Below are 13961 nucleotides of genomic sequence, written 5' to 3'. Positions count from 1 at the left end.
TCTGCCCCGCTCAAAGCCTCAAGCGGAGGACTAACCGTGGCGTTCGACCTGCGGAAGTGGGCGATTCCGGCCCGTCGCAAATCGGGACGGGCCGGAAAAAACCGGCTCAGGCGGCCGGGCGGCTCTGCAGCCAGAGCAGCCAGAAGGCGGCGAGCTGCTGATAGGGCCCGGAGCCGACCGCCCGGAACGCCGCTTCGGCCTCGGCGCGCTGCCCGGCCTGGGCCAGGGCCGCGCCGAGACGGGTGTTGATCATCCCGGCATCGGCGCCGCTCTTCTGCAGCGCCGCGCGATAGAGCGTCGCCGCCTCGGCATATTGGCCGTAGCTCGCGAAGGCGTCGGCCAGACCGACCGCGCGCCGCGCATCGGGCGCCGACATGGCGGCCGCGCGCTGGCCGGCGAGCCCGGCGCGGTCGTCGGCAACTGCCCCGTTCGCCGCCGACAGCAGCTGGGCGTGGGCGCCGCCGGCGCGCAGCACATTGCGCGACACGCCCTGATCGAGCACCGCCTTCACCTCGCCGGGCAGGCCGCCGCGATTGAGCTGCTCGGCATAGAGAACATAGTCCGCCTCGCTGGTGAGCGCGCCGACCGCGCGCATCAGGCGGAAGAGATCGAGATCGACCGAGCCCTGGACGCCGACCAACTCCTTGTAGATCAGCAGGGTGTCGCGCCAGTTGGCCGGCGTCGGATAGGCCGTCACCAGCGCCTGGGCGAGCTCGAGCGAGGGCTGGACCATGCGCGCCTGATAGGCCGCGGCGAGGGCGCGCTTGTAGACGTCTTCCGACGGCCGCTGGCCGCCGGCTGAGCCGACCTCGATGGCGCGGCGGAAGAGGGCGAGCGCCTCATCGTTCTTGTTCTGGCGCAGCTTCACCTGCCCGAGCGTGCCGATGAGATCCGCATCGTTGGGATTGGCTTCCAGGAGGCGGGTCAGCGCGGCCTCCGCGACAGGGTAATTCGATGCCTGGAGGGCGAAATTCGCCTGGGCGCGCAGCAGCTGCGGCACCGATTCCGCAGGCGCGCCGCCGCTGGCGACCATCGCATCGACCGCCTGGGCCTGAAGCTGGGTATTGTTGGTGCCGGTCCCGATCTGGAGCTGGAGCTGGCCCACGACGTAGCGCGCATAGGGGCTCTGCGCCGCCTGCTGCGCCGCCGGCAGCCCGGCCTGGGCCGTCGCCCAGTCCTGCGACTGGACCGCCTGATAGACCGGGACGATCGCCGCATTCTCCTCGCGGCTGAGCTGGTCGATCCGGGCCTGTCCCTGCTGTTGCTGCCCCTCCTGTTGGCCCCGGCCGCGCTCGCGCTGCTCCTTGTCGCGGTCGCGCATCCTGAGGCCCTGGGCATCAGCCGAGACGTTGAAGAACTCACCGGTCACGCCGAGCGCCACCGCGGTGGCAAGAGTAATTCTGGTCTTGTTCATCGAGGTCAGTCTCCTTGTAGGCGCCTTACGCGCCGATCGGGCATGAGTTCCGCCGACGTCACGAAGCGCGGCGGGCGAGCCAGGTCATCCAGAAGCCGGCCAGGTCGGCGCGCGGGCCGGTGACGGCCCGCCAGGCGGCTTCCGCCTCCGCCCGCTGGCCCGCCAGCGCGAGGGCCGCGCCGAGCCGGCTGTTGACGAGATTGGGGTCCTGCCCACCCTTCTGGAGCGCGGCGCGGTAGAGCTCGGCCGCCTCTGCATAATTGCCGAAGCCGAACTGGGCGTCAGCGGCAGCAAGCGCGGGCGCGCCGGTGTCGGCCGCGAGCGCCTGGGTGCGGGCGCGGGCAAGGCCGTTGCGGGCAGTGGTGGCGCGCGGATTGGTCCGGGTGATGAGCTGGCGGACCTCCGCCTCGCTGGCGTTGAGCTGGCCGCGCTGCACCCCTTCGTCGAGCACCGCCTTGGCCTCGCCAGGCAGGCTGGTGCCGTCGAGGCTGCGGGCGAGCTCCAGATAGTCGCGCTCGCCGAACAGCGCGCCGGTCGCGCGCATCAGCCGACCGATGTCGACGTCGAGCGTCGCATCGACCGTGCCGAGCTGCCGATAGGCGAGCAGCGCGTCGCGCCAGTTGGAGGGTGACGGATAGGCCGCGACGAGCCCGCGGGCGAGCGCGATGCCCTGCGGCGCCAGCCGACCGTCGAACGCGAGCGCCAGCGCCCGCTGATGCCAGCTCTGCGGCGCCGGCTGGCCGGCCGCCTGCTGCAGCTCGATGGCGCGCTGGAACAGGGTCACCGCCTGCGGCCGCTCGCCGAGCCGCGCCTTGTACTGGGCGTGGTCGGCGACGAGCACGGGATTGTTGGGCTGCAGCTCGACGACGCGGGTGAGCAACCGGTCGGCGCCGCGCAGGTCACCGGCGCTGTAGGCCCTGCTCGCCTGTGCGGCGAGGAGCGGCGCGAGCTCCGCGCCCTGCGGCACGCCCGAGGCGACGAGCGCGTCGATCGCCTGGTTCTGCATCTGGGCGTCACCCCGTGCCCGGCCGAGCTGGAACTGGAGATTGGCCACGGCATAGCGCGCACTGGCGCTCTGCGCCGCCGCCCGCGCCGTGTTGAGCGCGGTATCCTGCGCCGCCCGGTCGGGCGTCGCCGTCGCCGTCTGGAGCGCGTTCAGCGCGATCCGTTCGTCCCGGCTGATGTTGAGGATATGCGGCTGGATCTGGGCGAAGGCAGCGGAAGCAAAGATGGCGGCCGTGCCGATCGCGGCCACGGTCAACCGGGCAATCTTCGTCATGCGCATCGAACCGGGCTCTCCCACTCTCACCCAACCCCGCGAAGGGTCGAATCCCGCGCGCGGCCTTTGGGCCGGGTTTCTAACGGCAACCCTAAAGGCTTGCTAGGGGGCGGGCAACGAATGCCGCTTGAATCAGGGCGAAACGACGGAGCCCACGGCCGGACTTGTGCCCGTCGCCCGGGCTGGCTATCCGCGCCGGCCAGACCTACATCAAGGTTTCTCGCGCGCGTACGCGCGTACGCGCGCGGGGGTGGCGCCGGCCGTATCCATCGGCTAGGGTCGCTCCTCGCCGGCGCGGATACGTGCCTCACCCCTTGTTTTCAGATCCCGGGAACCCTGAATTGGCCAGCGAACCGCCGACCATCGAGCCCTCCGACATTTCCCCCGTCTCCATCGTCGACGAGATGAAGACCTCGTACCTCGACTACGCGATGTCGGTGATCGTGGCGCGCGCGCTGCCCGACGTGCGCGACGGCCTGAAGCCGGTGCACCGGCGCATCCTCTATTCGGCGCTCGAAGGCGGCATGGTCGCCGGGCGGCCCTATCGCAAGTCGGCCAAGATCGTCGGCGACGTGATGGGCAATTACCACCCGCACGGCGACAGCGCGATCTACGACGCGCTCGCCCGCATGACCCAGGACTGGTCGATGCGGGTACCGCTGATCGACGGCCAGGGCAATTTCGGCTCGATGGATCCCGATCCGCCGGCGTCGATGCGCTACACCGAGGCCCGCCTGAACCGCATCGCGATGACCCTGCTCGACGATCTCGACAAGGATACCGTCGATTTCACGCCGAACTACGACGCGTCGCGCGAGGAGCCGCAGGTCCTGCCCGCGCGCTTCCCGAACCTGCTGGTCAACGGCGCCGGCGGCATCGCCGTCGGCATGGCAACCAACATCCCACCGCACAATCTCGGCGAGGTGATCGCCGCCTGCAAGGCGTATATGGACGACCCCGCCATCACCGTCGAAGGGCTGATGGAGCATATCCCGGCGCCCGATTTCCCGACCAAGCCGCTGATCCTCGGCCAGGCCGGCGCCCGCGCCGCCTATCAGAGCGGACGCGGCTCGATCATGATGCGCGCCCGCCACGAGATCGAGGAAGGCCGCGGCGACCGCCGGTCGATCGTGCTGACCTCCATCCCCTACCAGGTCGGCAAATCCGGTCTGGTCGAGCGCATCGCCGAGGCGGCCAAGGACAAGCGCATCGAGGGCGTTTCGGACATCCGCGACGAATCCAACCGTCACGGCGTGCGCATCGTCATCGACCTCAAGCGTGACGCGACGCCCGAAGTGGTGCTGAACCAGCTCTGGCGGCACACACCTGCGCAATCCTCCTTCCCGGCCAACATGCTTGCCATCCGCGGCGGCCGGCCGGAAACACTGAACCTCAGGGACATCATCGAGTCTTTCGTCAAGTTCCGTGAGGAGGTCATCACCCGTCGCGCCAAGTTCGAATTGAACAAGGCGCGCGAGCGGGCGCACATCTTGCTCGGCCTTGTCATCGCGGTCACCAATCTCGACGAGGTGGTGCGGATCATCCGCGGCTCCGCCTCCCCCGCCGAGGCCCGCGCCGCGCTCATCGCCCGCGAATGGCCCGTCGCCGAGATCGCGCCCTATATCCGCCTCGTCGAGGCGATCGAGACCGAGGTCGAGGGCGACAGCTACAGCCTGTCCGAGGCCCAGGTCCGCGCCATCCTCGAGCTGCGCTTGCACCGCCTCACCGCGCTCGGCCGCGACGAGATCGCCGGCGAATTGCGCGAGCTCGCCACCTCGATCGGCGCGCTGCTCGAAATCCTCGGCGACCGGGTGAAGCTCTACGCGGTGATGCGCGCGGAGTTCGACGAGATCGCCGCCGCCTATGCCACGCCACGCGTCACCGAGATCGCGCCGGCCGCCGACGGCATCGACGACGAGGACCTGATCGAGCGCGAGGACATGGTCGTGACCGTGACCCTCGGCGGTTACATCAAGCGCACTCCGCTGGAGACCTTCCGTACCCAGAATCGCGGTGGCAAGGGCCGCGCCGGCATGGCGACCAAGGACGAGGACGCCGTCACCAACCTGTTCGTGACCTCGACCCACAATCCGGTGCTGTTCTTCTCGACCCACGGCAAGGTCTACCGCCTCAAGGTCTGGCGCCTGCCCGAGGGCGCGGCCAACACGCGCGGCCGGCCGATGGTCAACCTGCTGCCGCTCGCCGAGGGCGAGACGATTTCCACCGTCCTGCCGCTGCCCGAGGACGAGAGGGAGTGGGGCAAGCTCCACGTCATCTTCGCCACGGCCCATGGCGGCGTCCGGCGCAACTCCATGGACGCCTTCGCCAACGTGCCTTCGAACGGCAAGTTCGCGATCCGCTTCGACGAGGACGCTACGGATCGCCTGATCGGCGTGGCTCTGCTGACCGAGGACGACGACGTCCTCCTCGCCACCCGCCAGGGCAAGGCGATCCGCTTCGAGGCGACTGCGGTGCGCGAGTTCCAGAGCCGCACCTCGACCGGGGTGCGCGGCATCACTCTCAAGGGCGGCGACGAGGTCATCTCGCTCTCCATCCTCAAGGGCTTCGCCGCCACCACCGACGAACGCGAAGCCTATCTCAAGGCCGCGCCCTGGAAGGAGGGCGAGCGCGAGGCGACCCTGTCAAACGAGCGCATGGCCGAGTTCGCGGCTGCCGAGGAGTTCATCCTCACCGTCTGCGCCAACGGCTACGGCAAGCGCAGCTCGGCCTATGAATATCGCCGTACCAACCGCGGCGGCCAGGGCATCACCAACATCGACAATCTCGGTCGCAACGGCCCGGTGGTCGCGAGCTTCCCGGCGCACAATGGCGAACAGCTCATGCTCGTCACCGACCAGGCCAAGCTCATCCGGATGAGCGTCGGCGACACCCGCGTCATCGGCCGCAACAGCGCCGGCGTCCGCCTCTTCCACGTCGCCGAGAACGAGCATGTCGTCTCCGCCGCGCGGATCGAGGAGAGCGAGGAGGAGGCGGACGCCGATCTCGGCGATCACGAGGCGGAAGTCGCACCGGAAACGGGCGCGACGATCGGCGACGACCTCGCCGCCGGTCCGGATGAGGGCGAATAGGCTCAGCCGGTGAAGACGAACACCGCGCCGGGCTGAACCCCGTTCCCGGTCTCGCGCACGGGCTGCTCGCTCAGCAGCTCGAGGCGACCGCGCGGGAGCGGCGCCCGGCGCGGGTCGCCGACCAGCACGTCCGCCCCGCGCGCCCGGCAAAGGCCGAGAAAGGCACCGACCCGCGCCGCCAGCCCGGCCTCGTAGAACAGGTCACGACCGCCACGAGATCGACCTCGGGCGGCGGCTGCCCCAGCGGATCGCCCGGCAGCACCTCGATCGACACGCCGTTCAGCGCCGCATTGAGCCGCAACGCTGCCACCGCATGGCCATCGATCTCCGCCGCCAGAACCTGGCGCGCACCCGCCACGGCCGCGGCAATCCCCACGATCCCCGAGCCCGCGCCGAGATCGAGCACGCGCCGCCCGCGTACCCAATCGGGCCGGTCGAGGAGGAACCGCGCCAGCGCAAGGCCACCCCGCCCAGTAATAGGCCCAGTAAGGCGCCGCGGCCCCGCGCCCGAGCCGCCACAGGCCGCTCGCCGGCCCCGCCTTGTGCAGCCGGATCTCGGGCAGGTCAGGCACCGGCTGGACGGGCAAATTTGCGGCGATGAACGCGGCAATGTCGCCGGCAGGTTCAGGCGTAGAGATCGACCACCTCGGCGTCCGGCAGGACGCTCTCCCACAGCAGCGTCCGGTGGCATTGCGCCGGATCGCGCTCGAAGCAGAGCAGGGCCGACGGCTTCTCCCCCGCAAGCGCCGCCATCCGCGCGGCCTCCACGCCGGCTTCCGGCGTCTCGAGCTGGCCGGCATAGACCCGCGCCATGACCTCGCGCTGGCCCTTGCGCGCCGCCTCACGCCCCTCCGGCGGGGTGCCGAGTGCCTTCAGGTGGACATAGTCGATGCCGGCCTCCTTCAGCCCGGCGGCGAGGACGTTCTTCGAGAAGCCCGGCTTGCGCGACAACGGCACGGCGCGCACGTCGATCACCCGACGAACGCCGGCCTGCGTCAGCGCCGCAATGAACTCCGCCTGCGTGCTGCCCTCATAGCCGATGGTGAAGATGCGCATCTGCGGACCGCTCCATCTCCCACAGGCCCGGATACAAGCGCACGAAGCCGTTCGGCGCAAGCTCCAGCTCCGCCTCGTAGCCGGCCGTCGGCGACGCGTAATGATAGCGATCTTCGTCGAGCCGCCGGTAATGCTGCGGCAGCCGGGCGAGGCTGGCCTCGCCGATGTCGAACCAGGCGGCGGGGATGTCAGCCTCCTCGCCGATCGCCAGGCCGGCATGACGAAGCTGCTGGAGATTGGTCGAGGGGGTGAAGCCGAAATCGAGGTGGAGCAGATCGCCGAGCCCCGGCATATGCATGTCATCGAGGAACCATTCGCCGTCCTGCCGGCGAAACCGATGAACGAAGGCCCGACCCGAGCGGAAACCCTCGATCGCCGCGCTGCGGGTGCTGAAATCGGGCGCGAGATCGACCCGATAGCGAAGGCCCGTGTCCCCTTTCTCGTGGAAAGCGGCAATGCCGGTCAGCGTCCAGCCGCCGGGCGTCGGCGTCAGCATCGCTGCGTCATGGCCGGGTTCGTCGATCCGGCGCCAGAAGGCCGTCAAAGTCTCGGACATCCCATTCACTCCGGCCGATGGCACACCGCCTCGATATTGTTCCCGTCCGGGTCGTAGACGAAGGCGCCGTAATAATCGGGATGGTAATGCGGCCGCAGCCCCGGCGCGCCATTGTCGCGCCCGCCGGCGGCCAGCGCAGCCTGATAATAAGCATCCACCTCGGCGCGGCTGTCGACCGCAAAGGCGACATGCGTGCCCGTGCCGACTTTTTCATTGTCCCCGATCCAGAAGAACGGCTTGCCGTTCGCGCCGAAGCCATGGGCGGTTCCGCCAGCCTGTGTCTGCTCGGGCGTGACGCTCATGATGAGGGTGATGCCGATCGGCGCCAGCGCCTGCTCGTAGAAGCGCCTGGACCGCTCCGCATCCGCAACCGCGAAACCGACATGGTCGAGCATCATCCTCTCCTATTGGCGCCGGCGACGATATTCGTAGCGCACGGCCCGCCATGGCGTACCGTCGCCCGAGGCAAAGACGAAACGCTGCTCCTTGACCTCGCGATCCGGCCCTTCGCGTGAGATCGTGAGGTCGGCGCGCATCATCCGGCCCTCGACCGTGTCACCAAAGCCGGCAAAGGCGAGCGGCTCGAAGACCAGCGAGAGACGGTCTGGATCACCCCGATCGAAGCTCGTCGCGGGCATGATCCCGACGGGCAACCGGGTATCCAGGGAAACATATTGCCAGCGTCCCTCGACACGGTTGAAGCCGAGATAGTCAATGCGGGTGAAGGCCGGGCCGTCGCCGCCCGGCATCATCCGTTCTTCGAGAAAACTGCCGACCATGCGTCGTTCGGCAACAAGCCCTTGCGTGACGACCGGCTGCGCCCCCGGCGCAGGCCAGAAGGTTGCGACGACCTCCCACGTTCCGGTCCGTTCGGCCAGGCTCCGTGCTTCCGGGCCGGCCGCGTTCAGACGGTCGTTCGCGGTAGGCGCAGGCTGCGCGATCGCGGAAACCGCCGCGACCAACATCAGGACAAGGACGAACGATTTCATCCGCGACCTTCGAGAATCGACAAGGGAACTGGCGCGCGAGCCTTATCATCGAACGCTTTCGCCGATAAGGGCAGGTCATGCATGACATCCACATCATCGGCGGCGGTCTCGCCGGATCGGAAGCGGCGTGGCAGCTGGCCGAGGCGGGCATGAAGGTCCGCCTTTCCGAAATGCGCGGGAGCGGCGAAATGACGCCGGCCCATCAGACCGACGGCCTCGCCGAGCTGGTCTGCTCGAACAGCTTCCGTTCGGACGACGCCGAGAACAACGCGGTCGGCCTGCTCCATGCCGAGATGCGGGCGCTCGGTTCGATCATCATGACGTCCGGCGACGCCCATCGCGTGCCGGCGGGCTCGGCGCTGGCGGTCGACCGCGACGGCTTCTCGGCCGCGGTGACGGCGAAGCTTGCCGCCCATCCCAATGTCGAGATCGTCCGCGAGCGGATCGACGCTCTCCCCGCCACCGGCCTCACGATCGTCGCCACCGGGCCGCTGACCGCGGCGAAGCTGGCCGAGTCGATCGGGGCCGCCACCGGATCGGATGCCCTCGCCTTCTTCGACGCCATTGCCCCGATCATCCATCGCGACACGATCGACATGGACATCTGCTGGATGGCCTCGCGCTGGGATAAGGGGGATACCAAGGACTATATCAACTGCCCGATGACGAGAGAGCAGTATCTCGCCTTCCATCAGGGCCTGCTCGACGGCGAAAAAACCGAATTCCGGGACTGGGAGAAAGACACGCCCTATTTCGAGGGCTGCATGCCGATCGAGGTCATGGCCGAGCGCGGCGAGGACACCTTGCGCTACGGCCCGATGAAGCCGGTGGGCCTCGACGATCCGAAGACCGGCCGCTGGCCCTATGCCGTCGTCCAGCTCCGCCAGGACAATGCGCTCGGCACGCTCTGGAACATGGTCGGCTTCCAGACCAAGCTGAAACATGCCGAGCAGGTCCGCCTGTTCCGCACCATTCCCGGGCTGCAGCAGGCCGAGTTCGCACGCCTCGGCGGCCTTCACCGCAACACCTTCATCAATTCCCCGCAGCTGCTGGATACAACACTGCGGCTCAAGTCCGCGCCGCACGTCCGCTTCGCCGGCCAGATCACCGGCTGCGAGGGCTATGTCGAATCCGCCGCCGTCGGCCTCCTCGCCGGCCGCTTCGCGGCCGCGGAGCTGAGAGGCGAGGCGCTCGCCCCACCCCCGCCCACCACTGCGCTCGGCGCCCTGCTCGGCCACATCACCGGCGGTGCGGATGCGGAGAGCTACCAGCCGATGAACGTCAATTTCGGCCTGTTCCCGCCGATCGAAGGCCGCGCGAGGAAGGCGGACCGGAAGAAGCGCTACACGGAGCGGGCGAAGGCCGATCTCGCCGCCTGGGCGGCCGCCTCTTAGCAGCTGCATCCCTTCTGCCGCGCCGGTGCCCTTGGCCGCGGCGCCGTGGCGGCATATTCGGCGCGGTCGAGCGCGCGGTCGCGATTGGCGTCGGCCTCGGCGAACCTGGTCTGGGTGCGCACCGCCCATTCCTCGAAGGCGAGGCGGCCGTCGCCGTTGGTGTCGAGCCGCTGGAAGGCGCGGCGGCGGGGCAAATAGAGTTCCTCGAGCGTGATCCGGCCGTTCTTGTCCTGGTCCGCGCGGTCGAAGCGGCGCTGCTCCTTGGTGCGCTCGTCGGCCGCGGGCGGACGGGGCGGAGCATCGGGCTGCGCTGGCGCCGCAACGGCCGCGGGTGGCGCGGGCACCGGATTCTGATCCTCCTGCGCCATACCTTTCCAGGCGAAGAATCCCGTCAGAATCAGCAGCAATGCGGATCCTGCGCCCGCGAAGTATCTCAGCATGATTCACTCCAGATCGGAGCGAATTTAGCTCTATCTCAAGAAGAGTCAAAGTTAACTTAAAGTAGACTAGCGACCGGTCATTCGGTGTAGCGCCATCCGCATCATGCGCTTCGGCGAGCCGGCTCGCTCGGGACTGGTGCGACTCAAGTCACGGTTGGCGAGGATCGCAAGCATACCCAGCGGGCGCAGCGCGCTGGGCCAGGTCATATCGACGTGTTTTTCCCGCGCGATCGTCAGGGCATCTCGGACATCGGTCGGCGCGGAACTGTGACGCGCGAGGTCGACCATAGCCCACCGCTCACCGACCACCCCGACCGAAAAATCGCCGCGCCCCAGCAGCCGGGCGGACAGCCGGAACAGGATGGCTCCCCGTGCGCGGGCGTAGATTTCCAGGTCTTCGGCGGCCAGAGCTCCAGGCGCCACGATCGCTTCCCAGCCTTCCTCCATTGCGGCCAGCTCGTCGCCGGTTATGCCGGCCGGCAGGACATGAACGGCAAGCGCCTGCAGCAAGGGCTCGGGCGGCGGCGCTTCCCGGTCCAGCCGCTCCAGCGCCTCGCGCCACCAGGCCAGGCGGATACGCGTCACCATCGGCTCGCTTCCCGTTGCGAGCACGGAACCCAGGGCGGCGTCCAGCCGCCAGAGCGCCTCCAGCGCAGGGCGCTTCGCGGCCGGCACATAGGCCAGCGCGAGCGCGCGGTCGGGGTCGAGATCGGCCATTTCAAACCGTCACCCCGGCGCAGGCCGGGGTCTTGCTGGGAAGGGCCGAGACCTCTTGTCCCGAGATCCCGGCCTGCGCCGGGATGACGGGATTATCGATAGCAGACCTTCTTCGCCGCCTCGACCACGTCCTCGGCCTTCACCAGCGCGAGCTTCTCGAGGTTGGCGGCATAGGGGAGCGGCACATCCTCGTCGGTCACCCGGAGGACCGGGGCGTCGAGATCGTCGAATCCTTCCTCCATCGCGACCGCGGCGAGCTCGGAGGAGATCGAGCAGACCGGCCAGCCTTCCTCGACGCAGACCATGCGGTTGGTCTTCTTGAGGCTCTTCAGCACCGTGTCCTTGTCGAGCGGACGGAGGGTACGAAGGTCGATCACCTCGGCGTCGATCCCCTCGCCCGCCAGCCGCTCGGCCGCGTCGAGCGCGACGCCGACGCCGATCGAATAGGAGACCAGGGTCACGTCACGCCCCTCGCGCACCACCCGCGCCTTGCCGATCGGCAGGACATAGTCATCGAGCTTCGGCACCTCGAAACTGTGGCCGTAGAGCAGCTCGTTCTCCAGGAACACGACCGGATCCTCGCACCGGATCGCGGCCTTCAGAAGACCCTTGGCGTCGGCCGCGCTGTAGGGCGCGATCACGATCAGGCCGGGCACCGCCGCATACCACGGCCCGTAATTCTGGCTGTGCTGCGCGCCGACGCGTGCGGCGGCGCCGTTGGGGCCGCGGAACACGATCGGACAGCGCATCTGGCCGCCGGACATGTAGTTGGTCTTGGCGGCCGAATTGATGACGTGATCGATCGCCTGCATGGCGAAGTTGAACGTCATGAACTCGATGACCGGCTTCAGGCCGCCCATCGCCGCGCCGGCGCCGAGGCCGGCAAAGCCATATTCGGTGATCGGCGTGTCGATGACGCGCCTGTCGCCGAACTCCTCGAGCAACCCCTGGGTCACCTTGTAGGCGCCCTGATATTCGGCGACCTCCTCGCCCATCACGAAGACGCGCTCGTCCGTGCGCATTTCCTCGGCCATCGCATCGCGCAGCGCCTCGCGAACGGTCTGCTTGACCATCTCGGTCCCCGCCGGAACCTCGGGATCGGCGACCTCGGTCCGCGCGACTGACGCCACGAGATCGCGCGCGCCTGTCTCCATCTGCTTCGGCTCGCCGGATTCGGGCGCCGGAACCTTGGGCGCCTCAGCCGCGGGCGCCGGGGCGGGAGCCGGCGGAGATGCCGCAGCAGCGGCGGACGCATCCTCGCCCTCGGCCGCAATCAGCGCGATCACCGCCCCGACCTTCACCTCGTCCGTGCCCTCCGGCACCAGAATCTTGGCAATGGTCCCTTCGTCGACCGCCTCGAACTCCATCGTCGCCTTGTCGGTCTCGATCTCCGCCAGGATGTCCCCGGACTTGACCGTGTCGCCTTCCTTGACGAGCCATTTGGCGAGGGTGCCTTCCTCCATCGTCGGGGAAAGCGCGGGCATTTTCAGTTCTACGGGCATCAGTAGCTGCCTACCAGGACGTCGGTATAGAGTTCGGACGCATCGGGCTCGGGCGCCTGCTCGGCGAAATCGGCGGCTTCGACGACGACCTGCTTGGTCTGCTGGTCGATCGCCTTCAGCTCGTCCTCGGTCGCGCCCATCGCCTCGAGCTCCTTCCTGGCATGCTCGATCGGATCGGACTTGTCGCGCACCGCCTGCACCTCCTCGCGCGAACGGTATTTGGCCGGGTCGGACATGGAGTGGCCGCGATAGCGGTAGGTCTTGAGCTCGAGCAGGATCGGCCCCTTGCCCGAGCGGACCCAGTCGACCGCCACGTTCGCGGCGCCGCGCACCGCAAGCACGTCCATGCCGTCGACCTGTATTCCCGGGATGCGGAACGATTCGCCGCGCCGGTAGAGCTGGTCCTCGGCCGACGAGCGGTTGACGCTCGTGCCCATCGCGTACTGGTTGTTCTCGATCACGTAGATGATCGGCAGCTTCCAGAGCTCCGCCATGTTGAAGCTCTCGTAGACCTGGCCCTGGTTGGCCGCGCCGTCGCCGAAATAGGCCATGGCGACGCCGCCGTCGCCGGCATATTTGTGCTTGAAGGCAAGTCCGGTTCCAAGCGCGACCTGCGCGCCGACGATGCCGTGGCCGCCGTAGAAGCGGTGCTCGACGCTGAACATGTGCATCGAGCCGCCCTTGCCGCGGCTGATCCCCGCCTCGCGGCCGGTCAATTCGGCCATGATCACTTTGGGATCGATGCCGTAGGCGAGCATATGGCCATGGTCGCGATAGCCGGTGATGACGCTGTCCTTGCCGACCTCGAGCGCCGACTGGAGCCCGACGGCGACCGCCTCTTGGCCGATATAGAGGTGGCAGAAGCCGCCGATCAGGCCGAGGCCGTAAAGCTGGCCCGCGCGCTCCTCGAAGCGGCGGATGAGCAGCATCTGCTTGTAATAGTCGAGCAGCTCGTCGCGGGTCGCCTTGTACCTTTTTGGTTCAGGCGGCCGCTCGCGATTGGGCGCGGGCGGCGCGGCCCCGGGAGTCTGCTTCTTCGCCGCCCCGCGCGGTGCGGCGCCCTTCGACGATGCTGCCCTGGCCACTTCGATCCGGCCCTTTCCTCTCGGCTGTGACTGGCGCCCCTATGGCCGCAAACGGACCGGGGTGCAACCGGGGGACGACGTTACGGAAACCGGTGGACGGTTCAGCGGCGCGGCGCGACGGCGGGTGCGGCCGCGGGATCCGCGGGCAGCTCGACGATCACCTCGTCCGGACGGACGAGGCCGAGATTGCGGCGCACCATTTCTTCGGCGAGATCGGGATCGACGTTGCGCGGATCGAGGAGTTGCGCACGGTGCTGGAGCCGGTCGCGCTCGGTCTGGAGCTGGGCGAGCTGCGCCGCCTTTTCCGCCTTCGCGCGACGATAGTCGCCCCAGGAGAGGACGCCATTCTCGCCGACCACGGCATAGCCGACGAAGTTCGCGATCACGAGCAGCCCGAGCGCGGGCAGGATCGCCCGTTTCATCAGCTGCAAGGGATTGCG

General features: G+C 68.6%; 14 protein-coding genes. 2 read left to right on the top strand and 12 right to left on the bottom strand.

Annotated features, from left to right (window positions below; translation table 11 throughout):
- Nucleotides 1-106 precede the first annotated feature (106 nt).
- Both RCO27_RS16135 and RCO27_RS16130 read right to left on the bottom strand, forming a co-directional pair.
- The gene (locus tag RCO27_RS16135; RefSeq protein ID WP_309003725.1) at nt 107-1414 is read right to left on the bottom strand and encodes a tetratricopeptide repeat protein; all 1308 of its coding nucleotides are present in this window, start codon (nt 1412-1414) and stop codon (nt 107-109) included.
- 58 nt (nt 1415-1472) lie between these two features.
- Entirely contained in the window at nt 1473-2693 is a 1221-nt protein-coding gene (locus tag RCO27_RS16130; RefSeq protein WP_309003724.1) for a hypothetical protein, read from the bottom strand.
- Between the two features lie 341 nt (nt 2694-3034).
- Here RCO27_RS16130 and gyrA point away from each other — a divergent pair, with 341 nt between their 5' ends.
- Nucleotides 3035-5782, top strand: a complete 2748-nt coding sequence (gene gyrA / locus RCO27_RS16125; RefSeq protein WP_309003723.1) for a DNA gyrase subunit A — start codon at nt 3035-3037, stop codon at nt 5780-5782.
- A 70-nt stretch (nt 5783-5852) separates the two neighbouring features.
- On the opposite strand, the gene RCO27_RS16120 is transcribed toward gyrA, so the two are convergent.
- The 5 genes from RCO27_RS16120 to RCO27_RS16100 all read right to left on the bottom strand — a co-directional run bounded on the left by RCO27_RS16120 (nt 5853) and on the right by RCO27_RS16100 (nt 8383).
- Nucleotides 5853-6188: a 50S ribosomal protein L11 methyltransferase gene (locus RCO27_RS16120; protein WP_309003722.1), complete on the bottom strand. Its 336-nt coding sequence runs from the start codon at nt 6186-6188 to the stop codon at nt 5853-5855.
- A 218-nt stretch (nt 6189-6406) separates the two neighbouring features.
- Nucleotides 6407-6838 (bottom strand): DUF488 domain-containing protein, encoded by a 432-nt coding sequence (locus RCO27_RS16115; protein ID WP_309003721.1) that lies wholly within the window; start codon nt 6836-6838, stop codon nt 6407-6409.
- Nucleotides 6813-7394: a putative glycolipid-binding domain-containing protein gene (locus RCO27_RS16110; protein WP_309003720.1), complete on the bottom strand. Its 582-nt coding sequence runs from the start codon at nt 7392-7394 to the stop codon at nt 6813-6815. The genes RCO27_RS16115 and RCO27_RS16110 overlap by 26 nt, the downstream gene beginning before the upstream one ends.
- A 5-nt stretch (nt 7395-7399) precedes the next feature.
- Nucleotides 7400-7792, bottom strand: a complete 393-nt coding sequence (locus RCO27_RS16105; protein WP_309003719.1) for a VOC family protein — start codon at nt 7790-7792, stop codon at nt 7400-7402.
- A 6-nt stretch (nt 7793-7798) separates the two neighbouring features.
- Nucleotides 7799-8383 carry a DUF1579 family protein gene (locus tag RCO27_RS16100; protein WP_309003718.1) on the bottom strand — a complete coding sequence of 195 codons (585 nt, stop codon included), beginning with the start codon at nt 8381-8383 and terminating at the stop codon, nt 7799-7801.
- A gap of 77 nt (nt 8384-8460) precedes the next feature.
- On the opposite strand from RCO27_RS16100, the gene trmFO reads away from it, so the two are divergent.
- Nucleotides 8461-9777 carry a methylenetetrahydrofolate--tRNA-(uracil(54)-C(5))-methyltransferase (FADH(2)-oxidizing) TrmFO gene (gene trmFO, locus RCO27_RS16095; RefSeq protein ID WP_309003717.1) on the top strand — a complete coding sequence of 439 codons (1317 nt, stop codon included), beginning with the start codon at nt 8461-8463 and terminating at the stop codon, nt 9775-9777.
- Here the strand turns inward: trmFO and RCO27_RS16090 are convergent.
- From RCO27_RS16090 to RCO27_RS16070, 5 genes are all read right to left on the bottom strand, one after another.
- Complete coding sequence (locus RCO27_RS16090) at nt 9774-10217, bottom strand: histidine kinase (RefSeq protein ID WP_309003716.1); 444 nt, start codon at nt 10215-10217, stop codon at nt 9774-9776. The genes trmFO and RCO27_RS16090 overlap by 4 nt on opposite strands.
- Before the next feature lie 66 nt (nt 10218-10283).
- Nucleotides 10284-10934, bottom strand: coding sequence for a squalene/phytoene synthase family protein (locus tag RCO27_RS16085; protein WP_309003715.1), 651 nt, complete (start codon nt 10932-10934; stop codon nt 10284-10286).
- Nucleotides 10935-11026: 92 nt separating this feature from the next.
- Nucleotides 11027-12436 (bottom strand): pyruvate dehydrogenase complex E1 component subunit beta, encoded by a 1410-nt coding sequence (locus RCO27_RS16080; RefSeq protein ID WP_309003714.1) that lies wholly within the window; start codon nt 12434-12436, stop codon nt 11027-11029.
- Nucleotides 12436-13386, bottom strand: a complete 951-nt coding sequence (pdhA, locus tag RCO27_RS16075) for a pyruvate dehydrogenase (acetyl-transferring) E1 component subunit alpha (protein ID WP_309003976.1) — start codon at nt 13384-13386, stop codon at nt 12436-12438. Before pdhA ends, RCO27_RS16080 begins: the two co-directional genes overlap by 1 nt.
- A 236-nt stretch (nt 13387-13622) precedes the next feature.
- Nucleotides 13623-13943 (bottom strand): septum formation initiator family protein, encoded by a 321-nt coding sequence (locus RCO27_RS16070; protein ID WP_309003713.1) that lies wholly within the window; start codon nt 13941-13943, stop codon nt 13623-13625.
- Nucleotides 13944-13961 lie beyond the last annotated feature (18 nt).

It is taken from the genome of Sphingosinicella sp. LHD-64, assembly GCF_031157375.1.
Classification (GTDB): domain Bacteria; phylum Pseudomonadota; class Alphaproteobacteria; order Sphingomonadales; family Sphingomonadaceae; genus Allosphingosinicella.
Note: the sequence above shows the minus strand (reverse complement) of the source record. Positions and strands in the feature narration are given on the sequence as shown.